The sequence below is a fragment of the Martelella lutilitoris genome (assembly GCF_005924265.1).
Lineage (GTDB): Bacteria > Pseudomonadota > Alphaproteobacteria > Rhizobiales > Rhizobiaceae > Martelella > Martelella lutilitoris.
Map to the genome: position 1 here is coordinate 23,116 of NZ_VCLB01000007.1, position 15,188 is coordinate 38,303.

Annotated in this window: 11 protein-coding genes; 8 read left to right on the plus strand and 3 right to left on the minus strand. The window is 56.7% G+C overall.

Annotated elements, in window-relative coordinates; all coding sequences use genetic code 11:
- Nucleotides 1-5: 5 nt before the first annotated feature.
- The 3 genes from FF124_RS13080 to FF124_RS13090 all read right to left on the minus strand — a co-directional run bounded on the left by FF124_RS13080 (nucleotide 6) and on the right by FF124_RS13090 (nucleotide 3,345).
- The gene (locus tag FF124_RS13080; protein ID WP_138748943.1) at nucleotides 6-1,664 is read right to left on the minus strand and encodes a hypothetical protein; all 1,659 of its coding nucleotides are present in this window, start codon (nucleotides 1,662-1,664) and stop codon (nucleotides 6-8) included.
- 133 nt (nucleotides 1,665-1,797) lie between these two features.
- A complete protein-coding gene (locus tag FF124_RS13085) occupies nucleotides 1,798-2,493 on the minus strand; it encodes a glycoside hydrolase family 75 protein (RefSeq protein WP_138748944.1) in 696 nt (231 codons plus the stop codon).
- 87 nt (nucleotides 2,494-2,580) lie between these two features.
- Nucleotides 2,581-3,345, minus strand: a complete 765-nt coding sequence (locus FF124_RS13090) for a flagellar brake protein (RefSeq protein WP_138748945.1) — start codon at nucleotides 3,343-3,345, stop codon at nucleotides 2,581-2,583.
- Between the two features lie 309 nt (nucleotides 3,346-3,654).
- On the opposite strand from FF124_RS13090, the gene FF124_RS13095 reads away from it, so the two are divergent.
- From FF124_RS13095 to FF124_RS13130, 8 genes are all read left to right on the plus strand, one after another.
- Entirely contained in the window at nucleotides 3,655-4,113 is a 459-nt protein-coding gene (locus FF124_RS13095; protein WP_187326931.1) for a hypothetical protein, read from the plus strand.
- Nucleotides 4,114-4,311: 198 nt separating this feature from the next.
- Complete coding sequence (locus FF124_RS13100) at nucleotides 4,312-7,062, plus strand: type I restriction endonuclease subunit R (RefSeq protein ID WP_138748947.1); 2,751 nt, start codon at nucleotides 4,312-4,314, stop codon at nucleotides 7,060-7,062.
- Complete coding sequence (locus FF124_RS13105) at nucleotides 7,059-8,576, plus strand: restriction endonuclease subunit S (RefSeq protein WP_138748948.1); 1,518 nt, start codon at nucleotides 7,059-7,061, stop codon at nucleotides 8,574-8,576. Before FF124_RS13100 ends, FF124_RS13105 begins: the two co-directional genes overlap by 4 nt.
- Complete coding sequence (locus tag FF124_RS13110) at nucleotides 8,573-9,487, plus strand: GIY-YIG nuclease family protein (protein ID WP_138748949.1); 915 nt, start codon at nucleotides 8,573-8,575, stop codon at nucleotides 9,485-9,487. The genes FF124_RS13105 and FF124_RS13110 overlap by 4 nt, the downstream gene beginning before the upstream one ends.
- 48 nt (nucleotides 9,488-9,535) lie before the next feature.
- On the plus strand, nucleotides 9,536-11,386 hold the full coding sequence (locus FF124_RS13115) for a GmrSD restriction endonuclease domain-containing protein (RefSeq protein WP_138748950.1): 1,851 nt from the start codon (nucleotides 9,536-9,538) through the stop codon (nucleotides 11,384-11,386).
- A gap of 11 nt (nucleotides 11,387-11,397) precedes the next feature.
- Nucleotides 11,398-12,867, plus strand: coding sequence for a class I SAM-dependent DNA methyltransferase (locus FF124_RS13120; RefSeq protein ID WP_138748951.1), 1,470 nt, complete (start codon nucleotides 11,398-11,400; stop codon nucleotides 12,865-12,867).
- 540 nt (nucleotides 12,868-13,407) lie between these two features.
- A complete protein-coding gene (locus tag FF124_RS13125) occupies nucleotides 13,408-13,815 on the plus strand; it encodes a hypothetical protein (protein ID WP_210237469.1) in 408 nt (135 codons plus the stop codon).
- Nucleotides 13,816-13,990: 175 nt separating this feature from the next.
- Nucleotides 13,991-15,028: a GIY-YIG nuclease family protein gene (locus FF124_RS13130; RefSeq protein WP_138748953.1), complete on the plus strand. Its 1,038-nt coding sequence runs from the start codon at nucleotides 13,991-13,993 to the stop codon at nucleotides 15,026-15,028.
- Nucleotides 15,029-15,188: the final 160 nt, after the last annotated feature.

Genomic DNA, 15,188 nt, shown 5'->3' on the forward strand with positions numbered 1-15,188 from the left:
TCATTTCAGTCGCCTGCAGAGGCGGCAGCAGCGCGCGCAGCCTTACGGGCCAGCGCCTCATAGGGCTCGCGGCGGATCGTTCCCGTTTCGAATGCGATGACGCCGTAGCGCAGCAGGACGTCGGCCTGGAAAATACCGGGAAAACCGACATCGCCGTTAGAGCCCATCGAGCGGGTAGCCAGCAGAAAGCCGAGACTGTAGAGATTATACTGGTTGTCGGAAAAGCGATCCGGATTGCGCGCTGCCATGCCGGCGTACTTCGCGGCATTGGCCCTTGCCTCCTTCACGCTGTAAAGAGACTGGCCCGTCTTCGGATCGGTATAGTTATCACATTTCTCCAGCCAGCCGGTAATGGCGCTAAGCATTGCAGCGTCGTCCGAAAAACCTTCGCGGAATACACGGGCATGCCTGAACCACATTTTTTTTCGTCCGCCATTGTAGACCATGAGATTGAGAAAAAAACTGTCGGTGGTGCGGATCTCGGCTTTCGTGGGCGCGGTGATGCCCTGCTCGGCGAACCATTGACGGGTATAGGCATAGGCAAGCCTGCTGTTTCTGCCCTCCGCCAGCGCGTTTTGCACCGCAATGATCTGGGGCTCGACCAACCATGTGGCAAGGCCTGCACGCGCCTGTTCACTGAGGCTCCCGGACGCCCCGCTGCGCCAGCCGGCAATGACGCGAGCGCCCTCAGAGCGCCGGGCACGCCCTTTGGCAACCGCATAAAGCGTTTCCAGCCCGCCTCGCACGCTCTGCGGCGCAAGCGCAATGTCGGCCGGCGTCATCCGCGCGAGAAATGCATCGTAGAGGGAACTCGTTCCCGCATTCCATTGAAAATAGCCAAGCGAAAGGTCGTCATGCGTGCTGACATTTGCATAGGGATTGGCCCCGCCTGCCTCCATAAAGCCGACAATCGCCAGGGCATAAGCACCCACATCGCGCGGCACGGGCTGAGCATCCTGTTCCTTCGTCGTCGCTTTTCTCACAGGCGGCGCATTGCGCGGCAGAGGGCCGCCGGATGGCGTGGCTGCGGGGCAGTACAGCAATTCAGGCATGGTTGCCTGCGCCTGCGCCGAGGCGGGCCCTGCCACCTCAACCCTGTAAGCGGCGGCATCAATAACGGCGTAAAACCGCGCGAAGCCATACGCCTCGCCCTCTTCATCGAGGAGCGGGCGCGTGCTTGCCTCGCAGGCAAAGGCGACCGTGACCGTGTCGCCGGCATCAACGGCGAACCTGTTGCTCTTCTGGCTGACGCCGTTTTTCTGATAGGCCGGACCGCACAAGCGCTTGTCTTCGGCAAAATTATCATGACCGTAGCGCCAGTCGATCCTGCCTACAAAGACCCCGGAACGGCCGATGAGGATGGGATTGATGACGGCGCCCATCGCACCGCCACTGCGATTTTCCAGAAGAACATGATCGCCTGTATTTCCGAAATAGTCGTATGCCTGCTCATCGAAGCCCCTGGGATGCCACTGCTCGGGAGCGATGATCTGTTCGTCCGCGGCGCTGGCGGCCATTTGGACGCAGGCGGTTGCAGCAAAGGCAATTGCAGCAAGAGCGGGCACGCGAAGAAAGGGCATGAGAGGCGTATAGCCTGAAGGGCCGGAACACCGCCGCGCCATCGTGAATGGCCGGTTCATTTGCTGTTTGTGTGCATGTTTCATTACCATTCCCCTCTGTTGCTTTCAGATCGTGGCAAAGCGGTTTCGCCGTTTCACCGAAATGCAAAGCCGCCCGGCTTCAGGGTGCGCCCGTGAGGGCAGAACAAAGAACAAACCTTACGGGACAACATGCGCTTCAAAGCCCCGCAAAAAGCTGACCGACGCCGCCGCAGCGCGCAGTATGTTTCACGGCAATGGTGTCGATCTGAGCAGTCGTGAGCGGCCAGCCGCCCGTTTGGGCCGACGCATTGCGAAAGACGGCATAGGCCATTTCGCCAGCCGGCTTGCCCGCGCCATTGCGCGGATTGACATGGTTGCCGCCCAACGCCTGGGCCAGCGCAATCGAGACTTCAGCCAGAGGATGATTTGGCGGGCCGACATCGGCGATGATGAAGGACGATGTCACGCCGGTGGTCATGTTTTTGGCAACACCGACATCGCCAAGCCGGCCCGTACCCTTGATGGGCGGAAATTCCGGCGGGAAAACCCAATAGGGAATATGGCGGGCATCGACATAGCGGGCCGGATCGGTTTCGTCCTTTGCGGGATCGCAAAGCGCGGTCTGCGATACAAAGAAGCCTTTATAGGTTCCCCTCTTCTGAGTATAAGGCTTCGTCCGATCGGCCGGGTCGGGCACAAGGACGCCGGACCAGTCGTCCGGATAGCCGGAATATGACAGTTTATCCAGCCCGCTGACATCATTGGGATGATAGCAATTGGGCGCGCCATCGGCATCGATGCTCATATGATCGGTTTTAAACCGGTAGACATCCGCTTGCACATCGCGCTCGAGCGTCGTGCCCTTATGGGTCATGAAATACTGAAATGCCATTGCTCCATTCCTCTTCTTCTGACAGATGCGGCATTCCCGGCGCTACGCACGCGCCTTGCTTTTTTTGTGACGGATGAGGCTGCCCGGTCAGATCGGCGACAAACAGGCATCGATCCGCGCACTCAGTGCATTGAGCGAGTTACCCGTTTTCTCGGCTGCCGTGATCGCCTGGCGGCTGGCGCCGGCTGTGCCGATCTTGTACAGCGCATCAACCAACGCATCATAGTCAGGCGTATCTTTCACAAGGGAAAGCATGAGCGCGTTTTGAATTTTGCCAAGCGCCGCTTCAATCTTAAGCCGTCCTGCGGCCAGGTCCGCATCGTTAAGTGGCTTCGGCGAGCCGGCGTCCGCGACGCAATTGGCCTGATCCGCGGCGCTCAGCAGAGAGATCTGTGCTCGGCGAGGCTTAAAATAAGACATATTCGAGTTCATCAACCCCGCGCCGAGCCCCGCGCCCTTCACCAAATTCAGACTGGAGCCGAACAACAGGCCGCCGGCGGCGGTGCCGGCTGAAAGTATAATACCGACCGCGCCCACATCCTGCCCCCGTGCGGCTGCGGCCGCGCCGCGCCGATATTCCGTGGCAAGCAGATTGGCCTGTTTTATCACCGCCATATATTCTATCTCGTCATCACGGGCCCGTTTGTTCGGGTCTTCACATGTCTTTTTGCTGGCCGTCCCCGCAGCATCCGAGCCCTTCTCTGACCCAGAGGGAGCTGGATTCTTCCGGCAATAAAGCGCGTTTTTTTCGCGCTCAGCCCCGTTTAAGGCCGACACATCGTATTGAACGGCATCGGAAAGCGTGCACCCTGTGAGGCAAAAGCACAAAATCATCTTATTTATTTTAAGCAAAATATTCCTCCGAAAAAACCGTAAAGCGGCCTTAACTCCATGAATATCAATTAGCTTCTTTTATGAATGTATCTATACTTCAGCATATGTTAACTTTACTGACAACCTAAAATTGCCATATTTTAGCCATTTTTTGGATGGTGTTGATTTATATCGCCATTTTTAACGCTGAAATGTTCATGTCTTCACGCTGTCGCGCGCTTCGCGGCTGTGTTCCGGACGGCGCGCTCATCACCGCCAGTGGCCGGGCGGCCTGCTGAGGAAGAGCAATGCAACGATCGTACACATCGTATTGGACAGACTAAGCCGGTGACCGTTCACATCCCACTTGCCATCCACCCGAAGCTTGGTCGCGGCTCTTTCGATTGTCTTTTGCAGGACCTGATGCGCAGCAAGCGCAACCTCGCCGACAGTGTGCTCTGGCCCCAAGAAAGTGATGAAAGTGAACTGCATCTATTGCATGACAGGCTCGTCAAAGGTTCTGAGGAGCCGCAGGAAGGGGGCCAGTTCGACGCACTGGAGGGGCGCGAAGATCTGGCCTTCGAAATGATTCGCAACGATATCATGCGTGTTGCGTTGAAGGCTGGCGGAAGCAGCGTGGTGATTGCGTGTGCGAAGAATCCGAGCGACTTTGAGAACCTGCTCTCCGCGCACGACGCTGCTCTCATTGTCATGGAGAGGTCCGAAGATAAACTGGCCAGACCGAGCCTTCCAACCGCAAGTCTTCCGGACCGCTCCTTGTGGCCAGACTTTCTATTGTCCGACTGATGCGGGTTTCGCAGCATCATCGTGCTCGACCGTTGCTCTGCTCTCTGAACACTGGACCATTTGATATCGGATCTTGCGGCATTTTCGTTTCCAAAGCGGGTCCTGCTTTAGCGCTGCTTTTCAGTAACTTCGGTCTTAGACGCTTGCGAAGGTTGTGCGTCTATAGCATTGTGCAGCTTGAGTTACCTACGGTGTACAATGACCACGTCCGTTAATCAGTCCCCGGAACAGATCGCTCGTGACGCGATCGACCAGCAACTTTCGAAGTCTGGCTGGGTGGTACAGGACAAGTCCGACCTGAATTTCAATGCGGGCCTTGGCGTTGCTGTTCGTGAATATCAAACCGAAATTGGTCCGGCGGATTACGTGCTGTTTGTCGATAGAGAGGCAGTTGGCGTTGTTGAGGCAAAGCCCTCATCCTGGGGAGAGAAGTTGACCACGGTGGAGGAACAGTCCGCTGGTTATGCCAACGCCGAGCTGAAATGGGTCAGTAATTCAAAGTCGCTGCCTTTTGTTTACGAGAGTACAGGAACGATCACGCGGTTTACCGATGGTCGCGATCCGTCTCCGAGATCACGAGAAGTCTTCACATTCCACCGCCCGGAAACGCTAAAAGCCTGGTCGAATGCCCCGTTTTCCTTCCGCACCGGCTTGAGTCACCTGCCTGAACTGAACACCGACGGCCTGCGCGGCTGTCAGATCACTGCGATCACCAATCTCGAAGCCTCGCTTCAGGCCGGTAAGCCTCGTGCATTGGTTCAGATGGCGACCGGGTCCGGCAAAACATTTACGGCGATCACTGAGGTTTATCGCCTGCTTAAGCACGCAGGCGCGCGCCGCATCCTGTTCCTCGTCGATACGAAGAACCTTGGCGAACAGGCCGAACAGGAGTTCATGGCCTATGTTCCCAATGACGACAATCGCAAGTTCACCGAGCTCTACAATGTCCAGCGTCTCACATCTCCCTCGATGGCCGGTGACACGCAGGTCGTGATTTCGACGATCCAGCGCATGTATGCCACGCTGAAAGGCGAAGACCTCGACGAAAGCTTTGAAGAGGAAAACCCTGCCGAGCAGGCGTTTCGGCCTAAGACGCCGAAGCCCGTTGTCTACAATCCCAAGCTCCCACCGGAAACATTCGACGTCGTGGTGATCGATGAATGCCACCGCTCGATCTACAATCTGTGGCGTCAGGTGATCGAATACTGGGATGCCTTCCTTGTGGGGCTGACCGCGACCCCGGATAACCGCACCTTCGGTTTCTTCAAGAAGAACGTGGTCAGCGAATATACGCATGAAAGAGCGGTCGCCGACAAGGTGAATGTTGGCAATGATGTCTATGTTATCGAGACGAAAGTGACCAGGGGCGGCGGGACCGTGCAGGCCGAACAGCTGGTTGAAAAACGCGAGCGGGCCACCCGCGCCAAGCGGTGGGAAACCCAGGATGTGGACGAGGCCTATGCAGCCACCCAACTTGACCGTTCCGTTGTGGCGCCCGACCAGATTCGCACGGTGATCCGCACATTCCGCGATCAATGGCGCGACATCTTCCCAGAGCGCGATGAACTCCCGAAAACCCTGATCTTCGCCAAGACCGATAGTCACGCCGATGATATCATCCAGACCGTCCGCGAGGAATTCGGCGAGGGCAATGAGTTCTGCCGCAAGATCACCAACGGCGCGAAGAACCCGAAATCGTCGCTCACCGCGTTTCGCAACGAATATTACCCGCGCATCGCAGTCACCGTCGACATGATCGCCACGGGCACCGATGTGAGACCTCTTGAATGCCTGCTCTTCATGCGCGACGTGAAATCGAAGAACTATTTCGAGCAGATGAAGGGTAGGGGCACCCGTGTGCTCAAACCCGATGATCTGAAAAAGGTCTCGCCCTCGGCAAAGGCGAAAACCCATTATGTCATCGTCGATGCGGTTGGCGTCACCAAATCGGTGAAAACCGCCAGCCAGCCGCTCGATAGCAAGCCCTCGATCCCGTTCAAGGATCTGGCCATGAACCTGATGATGGGCGATCGATCGGAGGAAACCGTCAGTTCTCTGGCCGGGCGGCTGTCGCGGCTGGATCATAAGCTGACCATCGAGGATCAGGAAAAGGTCACCGAAATTGCAGGCAAGTCCCTGTCCGCCATTATCCGCGATCTTTTCGATGCCATCGACCCGGACAAGGTCGAGGCCGACGCCAAGGCTGCTGGCCACCTGGAGCCCGATGACGCTGCCATGAATACCGCGCGGGAGAACCGCATCAAGGAGGCCGCCAACGTCTTCACCGGTCCGCTGATCAATACGCTTGATACCATCCGCCGTGACACCGAACAGACCATCGACCATGACACGCTCGACGAGGTGATCACCGCCGCGTGGGCCGGCGATGCCGATGAGAACGCCAAAGCCATTGCCAAGGACTTCGAGGATTACCTCAACGAACACCGCGACGAGATCGAGGCGCTGACGATTTACTTCAACACACCGGCAAGGCGTTCCGAGGTTACGCTGTCGATGATCAAGGTGGTGCTGAAGAAGCTGACCGAGGATCGTCCCCGCCTTGCGCCGCTGAATGTCTGGCGCGCCTATGCGCATCTGGACGAATACAAGGGTGGCACGCCAACCGGTGACCTGACCGCGCTGGTCGCGCTGATCCGGCGGGTGACGGGGCTGGATGAGACATTGACCCGCAACTCTGACCGCGTGCGTCGCAATTTCCAGAACTGGATCATGCAGCGGCACTCCGGTGCGGGGACGAAGTTCTCCGATGCCCAGATGGACTGGCTGCACATGATCCGCGATCACCTGATCAGCTCTTTCACCATCGAGCGTGATGATCTGGAGCTTTCCCCCTTTGACGCCAAAGGCGGGATGGGGCAGATGTACGAACTCTTCGGGGATCAGATGGAGGATGTCATGACCGAGATGAATGAGGCGCTGTCGGCATGACGAATACCGAAGACCTCGTCGCCGACGAGTGGACACCTGTCACACCCAAGGTTGCAGATCACTGGGCAATCGCCAATTTCGACGAGTTTTTCGAAACCGTGGCCTCAACTGGAAAGAAGGTCCCTGCAAAGAACTACCTGAAGTCTGGCACTTGGCCAGTAATCGATCAGGGTGCCGACTTCATCGGTGGTTTCACAGACGATGAAACAACGCTCATCAGGTCCCCAAAGCCAGTTCTGGTGTTCGGGGATCACACGCGCTGCATGAAGTTTGTCAAAGGGGCTTTTGCGCCTGGCGCGGATGGGACGAAACTCCTTTTAACAAAAGATGGTATCGAGCCCCGCTACGCCTATCATCTCTATTTTGCGATCAGGCTCCCGAACCGTGGGTATTCCCGCCACTTCGGTTTCCTCAAACGTTGCAAGTTTCCTGTCCCGCCCATGAACGAACAACGCCGGATCGTGGAGCGGATCGAGGCGATGTTCGACGAGATCGACCATGGGGTGGAGAACCTGAAGAAGGCGAGGGCGTCCCTTGGCCTTTATCGCCAATCCCTGCTCAAATCCGCTTTTGAGGGCCGCCTGACCGCCGACTGGCGCGCCCGCAACGCTGATAAGCTTGAAAGCCCGGAAACCCTTCTGGCCCGCATCCGATCTGAACGCGACGCCCGCTACAAAGCCGCCCTCGACGACTGGCAAAATGCCCTGTCCGACTGGCGCGAGCACGGCGAAAAGGGGAAGAGACCCGCGAAGCCGAGGCGACAAGCAGAAGCTTTCATGGATAAGGAATGGCTGGAAAAGTTGCCAGAGCTTCCTGGATCGACATCGTGGGTCGCTTGCAATCAGTTGTCAGGCCAGATTTCGGATGGCACTCACAAGACCCCTACATATACAGACACGGGGATCCATTTTATTTCCGCCAAGGACATCCGAGACTTCAAGGTTGACTTCTCCAGTACACGTTTTGTCGATAAGACGCAGCACGTTGAAATGTCAAAGAGATGCAATGTTGAAATGGGCAATGTGCTTCTGACCAAAAGTGGAGCAATCGGTCGGGTCGCAGTGGTTGATACTGCGACGTCATTCTCTCTCTTCGAAAGTGTTGCCAACATCCCCGTTTTGCCGCCAATGCAGAGCCGGTTTGTCGCGTACGCTGTATATCATATTGCAAACAGTTATTTTATTTCCCATGCGGAAAAGGGCGTCGCGGTGAGGCATCTTCATTTGGAGGACATCAGGAAGATGCCTCTGCCGCTTTATGGTGTCGAAGAACAAGCCGAGATCACCCGCATCCTCGACGATCGTCTCTCCGCCGCTGATGCGCTGGAGGCCGAGATCGACGCTGGCCTCAACCGCGCCGACGTTCTGCGCCAGTCCATCCTGAAACAGGCATTTTCCGGCAAGCTCGTTCCGCAAGACCCGAATGATGAGCCCGCCGCTGACCTTCTCGCCCGCATCAAGGCCGAAAAGATCACAAGAGCGAAGGTGACCCGTAAAACGAAGGCAATCGCATGAGCAAGAAGAAAGGTCGCTCCATCGAGCTGTTCTTCGTCGACGGCACGCCCGACGGCATGGTCACGGCCGCGATACCATTCCAGTGGTCCGGCCATGTTCTGGTAACGCAGCGCACGCAGCTGAAAGAGGCGATCTCGCGCCCGGAGGCGGGGCGCACGGGCGTTTACATCCTTGTTGGCGACAAGGATGGTAGGGCAACTGCCTATATCGGCGAAACCGACGAGCTAAAAAAGCGCTTGACCCAGCACGCCTCGGAAAAGGACTGGTGGGATGTGGCGATCCTGATCACATCAGGCGGGGAGCCTTTGAACAAGGCCCATGCCCGATATCTTGAACATCGGATGCTTTCAGACGCCAGGGAAATCAACAAGATCGCGCTGGAAAACGGGCAGGGCGCCACGGCAAGCCCGCTGAGCGAGGCCGCCCGCGCTCATATGGAAGATTTTCTGGAAAATATCTATCTGGTGCTGCCTGCGCTGCGGTTCGATTTCCTATCCGAGCAAACCAAGGATGACAGCCCAGCCGCACCGGCGCCGACCAAAGCGAGCGCCGTGTACTTCACCTTTGAAGTGCCACGCCATGGGGTGAAAGCCCGTGCGCGATGGGAGGACGGCAAGTTCATTGTTGAAGCAGGCTCTCTGGCGCGCGGCAAATGGACCAGCACGGCGCAACACGCCACCTACGAGGAATTGTATGGTGAACTGGTTGATCAGGGTGTTTTGCAGCCACAAGGTTCGATGCGCGTTTTTTCACGAAGCTATGTCTTCAACAGCACCAGCGCGGCGGCCGCCGTCGTTTCCGGCCGTCCAGCCTCCGGCCCCAAGAGTTGGATTCTTGAGGGCACACACCAGAACTACGGCGACTGGGAAGCTTCACAGCTTCGGGCGGTCTCTGAAGAAACAAATATTTGATAAGAAATTTCGCAGTCTGTTCAGCTGCGCGCGAAGGGGGGACATAGAATGAGTACATTCGACAGCACAAAACTTCCGCTTCCTCAGGTCCTCAAGGACATCACCGATGGGGTCATCCAGCTTCCTGATTTCCAGCGCGGATGGGTTTGGGACGACGAGCATGTGCGATCGCTGCTAATCTCGATCGCCCGCTCGTTTCCGGTCGGCGCTGTTATGATGCTGGATACAGGGGGCGAAGTGCGTTTCCAGGTGCGACCGGTTGAGAATGTCGAGTTCAATGGAAAATTGCCAGAGCCGGAAAAGCTAATCCTCGACGGACAGCAACGCCTGACCTCGCTCACCCAGGTCCTGGCCCTGGACAAGCCAGTGAAAACCTTCGATGCGAAGGGCAGGCGCATGGATCGGCACTACTACATCGACATTTCCCTGGCGCTTGAGGAAGACCGCATCGAGGACGCATTTGTCTCGGTTCCCGCTGACCGTAAGATCAAACAGAATTTCGACAGAGATATCGTGATGGATCTGTCGTCCACGGAGTTGGAAATCAAGAACTTCCACTTTCCCTGCTCCCAAATCCTGAGCTCGGACGAGTGGGAGGAGGCTTTGCATGAGCACGCTCCTGAACGTTTCGGTGAGTTCATGAAGTTTCGCAAGCAAGTCCTGGCGGCTTTCCGCAGCTACCAGCTGCCAGCGATTACCTTGGGCAAGGCCACCTCGAAGGAAGCGGTGTGCCTTGTCTTCGAGAAGGTGAACACCGGAGGCGTTCCCTTGTCGGTTTTCGAGCTGGTGACCGCGACCTTCGCGGCAGAGAATTTTAATCTCCGTGATGACTGGTACGGTAGCCTTCTGAGGAACGTCGAAGGCAAGGCAGAACGTCTGTCGAGGGAACCGATCCTCAAGGGGATCGAACCGACAGATTTTCTGCAGGCGATTTCGATCTTGCAGAGTTCCGAACGTCGAAAAGCAGATATCGCCGCGGGTAAGACCGGAAAACAGGTGTCTGCCGTCAGCGCAAAAAGGGCGGCAGTCCTGTCATTGTCGCTGAGCGATTATCAGACGTGGGGTCCAGCTGTCGAAAGTGGCTTCATATTGGCTGCCAAGTTCATGCGCAAGCAGTGTTTCTTCGCCGGACACGAACTACCTTATCGTACACAGCTGGTGCCATTGGCCGCGGTTCTTTCGCAGATCGAGAACCGTTGGCTTGAGCCCAAGGTCTACGACCGCTTGTCCCGCTGGTTCTGGTGCGGGGTCCTGGGGGAGCTTTATGGCGGTGCCGTCGAAACACGTATTGCCAACGACTATGAAGAACTGATGCGGTGGGTAATTGATGGAGGGGAAGCCGGCGACATTCCGCGCACCATTAGTGATGCTGCCTTCCAGGAAAGCCGCCTCGATACCCTTCGATCAAGAAACAGCGCCGCCTACAAGGGATTGAATGTTCTGATTCTTCGGGAAGGAGCCAAGGACTTCTTCTGGAAAGCGAGCATTCAGGAGCTCGACGGCGAAGATATTGCCTTGGATATTCATCATATCTTTCCGCGAGCATGGTGTGAAGATGCCGGCATTTCCCCAAACATCTTTAACTCTATCGTCAACAAGACCCCCATTTCCTATAAGGCCAACCGAATGATCGGCCGCAAGGCTCCTTCCGAATACCTTGTTTCGCTCCAGGCACATGAGAATGTTGGTCTCGATGATGCGGAGATGGATGCCATCCTCGACTCACACCGTATTCCGGTGCAGGAGCTTCGGTCCGATGCGTTTGCCAGCTTTTTTTCCGCGAGGAAGGCAAAGCTTCTGGAGTTGGTTGAGCTCGCCATGGAAAAAGCCCCACAGTTCGACCAGTCGGCTGCGGATAGATCTTCTGCGCAGGGAACGGATCACGACGAACTCGTGTGAAAGGATACAGAGTGAATACCGCACCGATCATCTCAAAGGTCTGGTCCTTTTGCACAACGCTCCGTGACGATGGCGTTGGCTATGGCGATTATCTGGAACAGCTGACCTATCTCATCTTCCTGAAGATGGCCGACGAATACTCGAAACCGCCATACAATCGCGATGTGGGCGTGCCGGAGGTCTATAGCTGGGGAAGTCTGACAGCGTTGCGCGGAGCCGACCTTGAAGCACATTACGTGAAAGTGCTTCGCGAACTGGGTCAGCAGAAAGGCATGCTGGGGCAGATTTTCACCAAGGCGCAGAACAAAATCACGGATCCTGCCAAGCTGTTCAGGCTGATCGATATGGTGGATGGCACCAAATGGATCATGCTGGGTGCCGACGTGAAAGGCGATATCTACGAAGGCCTTCTGGAACGCAACGCCGAGGACACAAAATCTGGAGCGGGGCAATATTTCACGCCGCGTTCGCTCATTCAGGCGATGGTCGAATGTGTGCAGCCCAAGCCAGGCGAAACGATTGCGGATCCGGCCTGCGGAACGGGCGGATTCTTCCTGGCTGCGCATGATTACCTAACGGATCCGGAGAACTATGCGCTCAACCGTGAACAGAAAGAATTCCTGAAAAACGATACATTCTGCGGCAACGAGATTGTCGCAGGCACGCGACGCCTTTGCCTGATGAACATGTTCCTCCATGGCATTGGAGAGATGTCGGGTGAGCCTAGTGTGTCGCCTGCTGATGCTCTTATCTCATCACCTTCTGACACCGTGGACCTGGTTTTGGCCAACCCTCCATTCGGCAAAAAAAGCTCGATGACATTCACGAATGCAGAAGGGGAGCAAGAAACCGAGGAACTGACTTACAATCGTCAGGATTTCTGGGCCACGACTTCGAATAAGCAGCTCAATTTCGTTCAGCATATCCGTACAATGCTGAAGACCACAGGGCGCGGCGCGGTCGTTGTGCCGGACAATGTGCTTTTTGAAGGCGGGGCCGGTGAAACCATCCGCCGGAAACTTCTGCAAAACACCGACTTGCATACGATTCTACGCCTGCCGACAGGAATTTTCTATGCGCAGGGCGTGAAGGCGAATGTCATTTTCTTCGACAACAGGGCTGCCAGCAAGAACCCTCAGACCTCACAGGTATGGTTCTACGACTATCGGACGAATGTGCACCATACGCTCAAGCAGAAACCGATGACTTATACCCACCTTCAGGATTTCATCGCCTGCTACAACCCGGACAACCGGCATAAGCGGACCGCAACATGGTCAGATGAGAACCCCGATGGCCGTTGGCGCGCCTTCAGTCGTGAGGAACTGCTCGCGCGAGACAAAGCAAGCCTCGATGTCTTCTGGCTGAAAGATAGCTCAATGACTGATCTCGATAGCCTGCCAGAGCCTGACATTCTGCTTGAAGAAATAGTAGAGAACCTCGGCGCAGCAATGGAAAACTTTGCAGCAGTTCGCCATTAGTCGCTCGACACCGCCTTCTCATTGTTAGGCAGGGGCTCACTCTGACCAAAAATGCATAGGCACCTGCTTCGTTCGTTCGGTAGACAGGCGTGAAGGGGATCGCCTCAAAGGCCGCGCAAGCTTTTCGCGGTCCTACATTCCGGCAGCCCCCTCATGAGCCTTTGAAATAATGCTCGAGTATTCGCCGAACCATTTCAGGCCGAGTGGGAATATCCGCTTCATTGCGGCGGCGGTCATCAATCTTTTTCAAGAGCGCCTGCGATAGTCGCAGCGTCATAACAGCATTGTCTTTTCTGGGTGGCGCCATAAAACTCTCACTTATTGATGTTGACATCATTAAGTCGTTATGTCATAAACTGCGGACGCTGGCAAGGGTTCCCGCCCTCGACCAGCGTCCTAACCACTAAACCTGAGTAAGAGGTTCAAATGGCTATTAAAGCTCGTAGCACGCCGGCTTCGGCGAATGAAGATGCATGCGCTCGGGGCGCATCACCAATCACCCGGCTTTTCCCCAAGCTTCTTGAGCATATGAGCGTGGTCGTGAAGACCGAAAGCGCGATCGAGGGCAAAGCCGTTTTCGATCCGGCATTCGCAGCATGGCTGCATGATGCCGAAGCTGCCGGCGATACGCTCTCCGATACCGTCCGCGAGATGATCGCTCTTACGGCCACCCATCCCTCGGATGAGATGCCGCAGAAACTCGCCTTCATTCTCGATGACCTTATGGGGGCCGAGACAATGGCAGGGCGATATGCCGCCCGCGGCAATGCTCTGCGATATGCCGGGGAACTCGGCTTTCGTGGGCCTCATCGCACCGCCTCCGATATGGCGCTGGCGAGGCACGGCCGGGACGTACTGTCCAGACTGCTTCAGCTTGAGCTCTATCGCCTGCAGCCCGACAGTCTGCAGGACAGGACCGACGTTCCGGAACAGCCGACGCTGAACTGAGCGCACCGCCGGGCGAAACCGCACTCGGACTGCCGACGCTTTAGCGGCAGCCGTTCCGAGATCCTCCTTCGCCTCTTTCCGAATAAGTGACCCGGACTTTCCGGATACACCGCGCCGTCAACGATGCGTTGGACGCGGGAGTGCCAAGTCATGCCTATTCAAATGGAGGACACCGATGTCCGAGAAAAACAGCCGCGGCCGTCTGCCACGCAAACATAAACAACCATATGTTCCTCACCGATCACGTCATGTGCCGGTATCGGCCTGGTCCACCTATGACGACGAAATTCCGCAAGCCTGGCAAATCGCCGCCATCGAAAAAGGCTTCATCATCAGCCGGCGCGTACGGGACCGCTATCATGTTGCGCTGGAGTGCATGACCTGTGGCGCCGAGACGTTTCAGAAAGCCTACGTCGTTCGAACGGCCCGGCCGCAATGTGCCGCCTGCCTTGACCATCGCCGCCAAACGGAAGCTGCCGCCTGCGGCTACACGCTGCTCGGCCGGGATGACACGAACCACAAATACGGATCCTACAGATTGCCGTGCGGTCATGTTGTCTCATTGCAGTTCGGACGCGTTTCGCGTCTGGCTCGCGACGGACGCGTCCCCGGCCGCCCCGGTTACCGCTGCCCGGAATGCCACACGGCAAAGATTTCGGGGCTGGCAGCAAAACGGGGTTGGACGCTCGTCGGCCCGGATCCGGAGGGAAGCGCCAATTATCGCGTGTTCCGGCACCAGGAGGGATGTGGCCACGAGCAACGCATTGCGGTCGCAAACCTGGAGACGGGCCGTTTCGGCTGCGCTCGCTGCGGAGAGGTCTGGTCAGCGGCGCCCAGCAGCATCTATGTCATGGAGTTCGTTGTTCCGGACAAGGGCACCTACATCAAATTGGGCTATTCGAAAAATCCGGAATCCAGACTTCATTGGCAACTCGGGCTTTCGAAGAAGATATCATCCCGGATCCTCCACCAACTGGCGATGCCGACCGGGCATCAGGCGCAGAAGGTCGAGAAGAAGCTCCATAACACGGTCCGCCATCGTTTTCCGGATGCCGTTGTCCCGACAGGCGAACTTGCCGGCTGGATCAATGTCGTCTCGGAGATCTACCGGCCGGCGATCTTGCCGAACATCCTGACGTTGCTGGAGACGGTCGGCGCAAAGGTGAGATCCACCGCCGAAAACCGAAAGCCGAATTCCGGAACGCAGAACTGATCCGGAATAGATTTTCATTCAACCACCCGGAAATGCTCCATTCCGGAACAGGTAACCGGAAGTTTCCCTGAATCCGGAATGCCGCTTCGGAATGGCTGATTTCCGGATTCGCCCGCAGACCATTCCGGATCAAGTCCAGCCGCATTCCGGATTTGCCGGC

What these genes read in the sequence shown, in the direction of transcription:
- FF124_RS13115 (WP_138748950.1), top strand. Translation starts at nt 9,536, where the DNA reads ATGAGTACATTCGACAGCACAAAACTTCCGCTTCCTCAGGTCCTCAAG.
- FF124_RS13080 (WP_138748943.1), bottom strand. Translation starts at nt 1,664, where the DNA reads ATGAAACATGCACACAAACAGCAAATGAACCGGCCATTCACGATGGCG.
- FF124_RS13130 (WP_138748953.1), top strand. Translation starts at nt 13,991, where the DNA reads ATGTCCGAGAAAAACAGCCGCGGCCGTCTGCCACGCAAACATAAACAA.
- FF124_RS13105 (WP_138748948.1), top strand. Translation starts at nt 7,059, where the DNA reads ATGACGAATACCGAAGACCTCGTCGCCGACGAGTGGACACCTGTCACA.
- FF124_RS13100 (WP_138748947.1), top strand. Translation starts at nt 4,312, where the DNA reads ATGACCACGTCCGTTAATCAGTCCCCGGAACAGATCGCTCGTGACGCG.
- FF124_RS13085 (WP_138748944.1), bottom strand. Translation starts at nt 2,493, where the DNA reads ATGGCATTTCAGTATTTCATGACCCATAAGGGCACGACGCTCGAGCGC.
- FF124_RS13110 (WP_138748949.1), top strand. Translation starts at nt 8,573, where the DNA reads ATGAGCAAGAAGAAAGGTCGCTCCATCGAGCTGTTCTTCGTCGACGGC.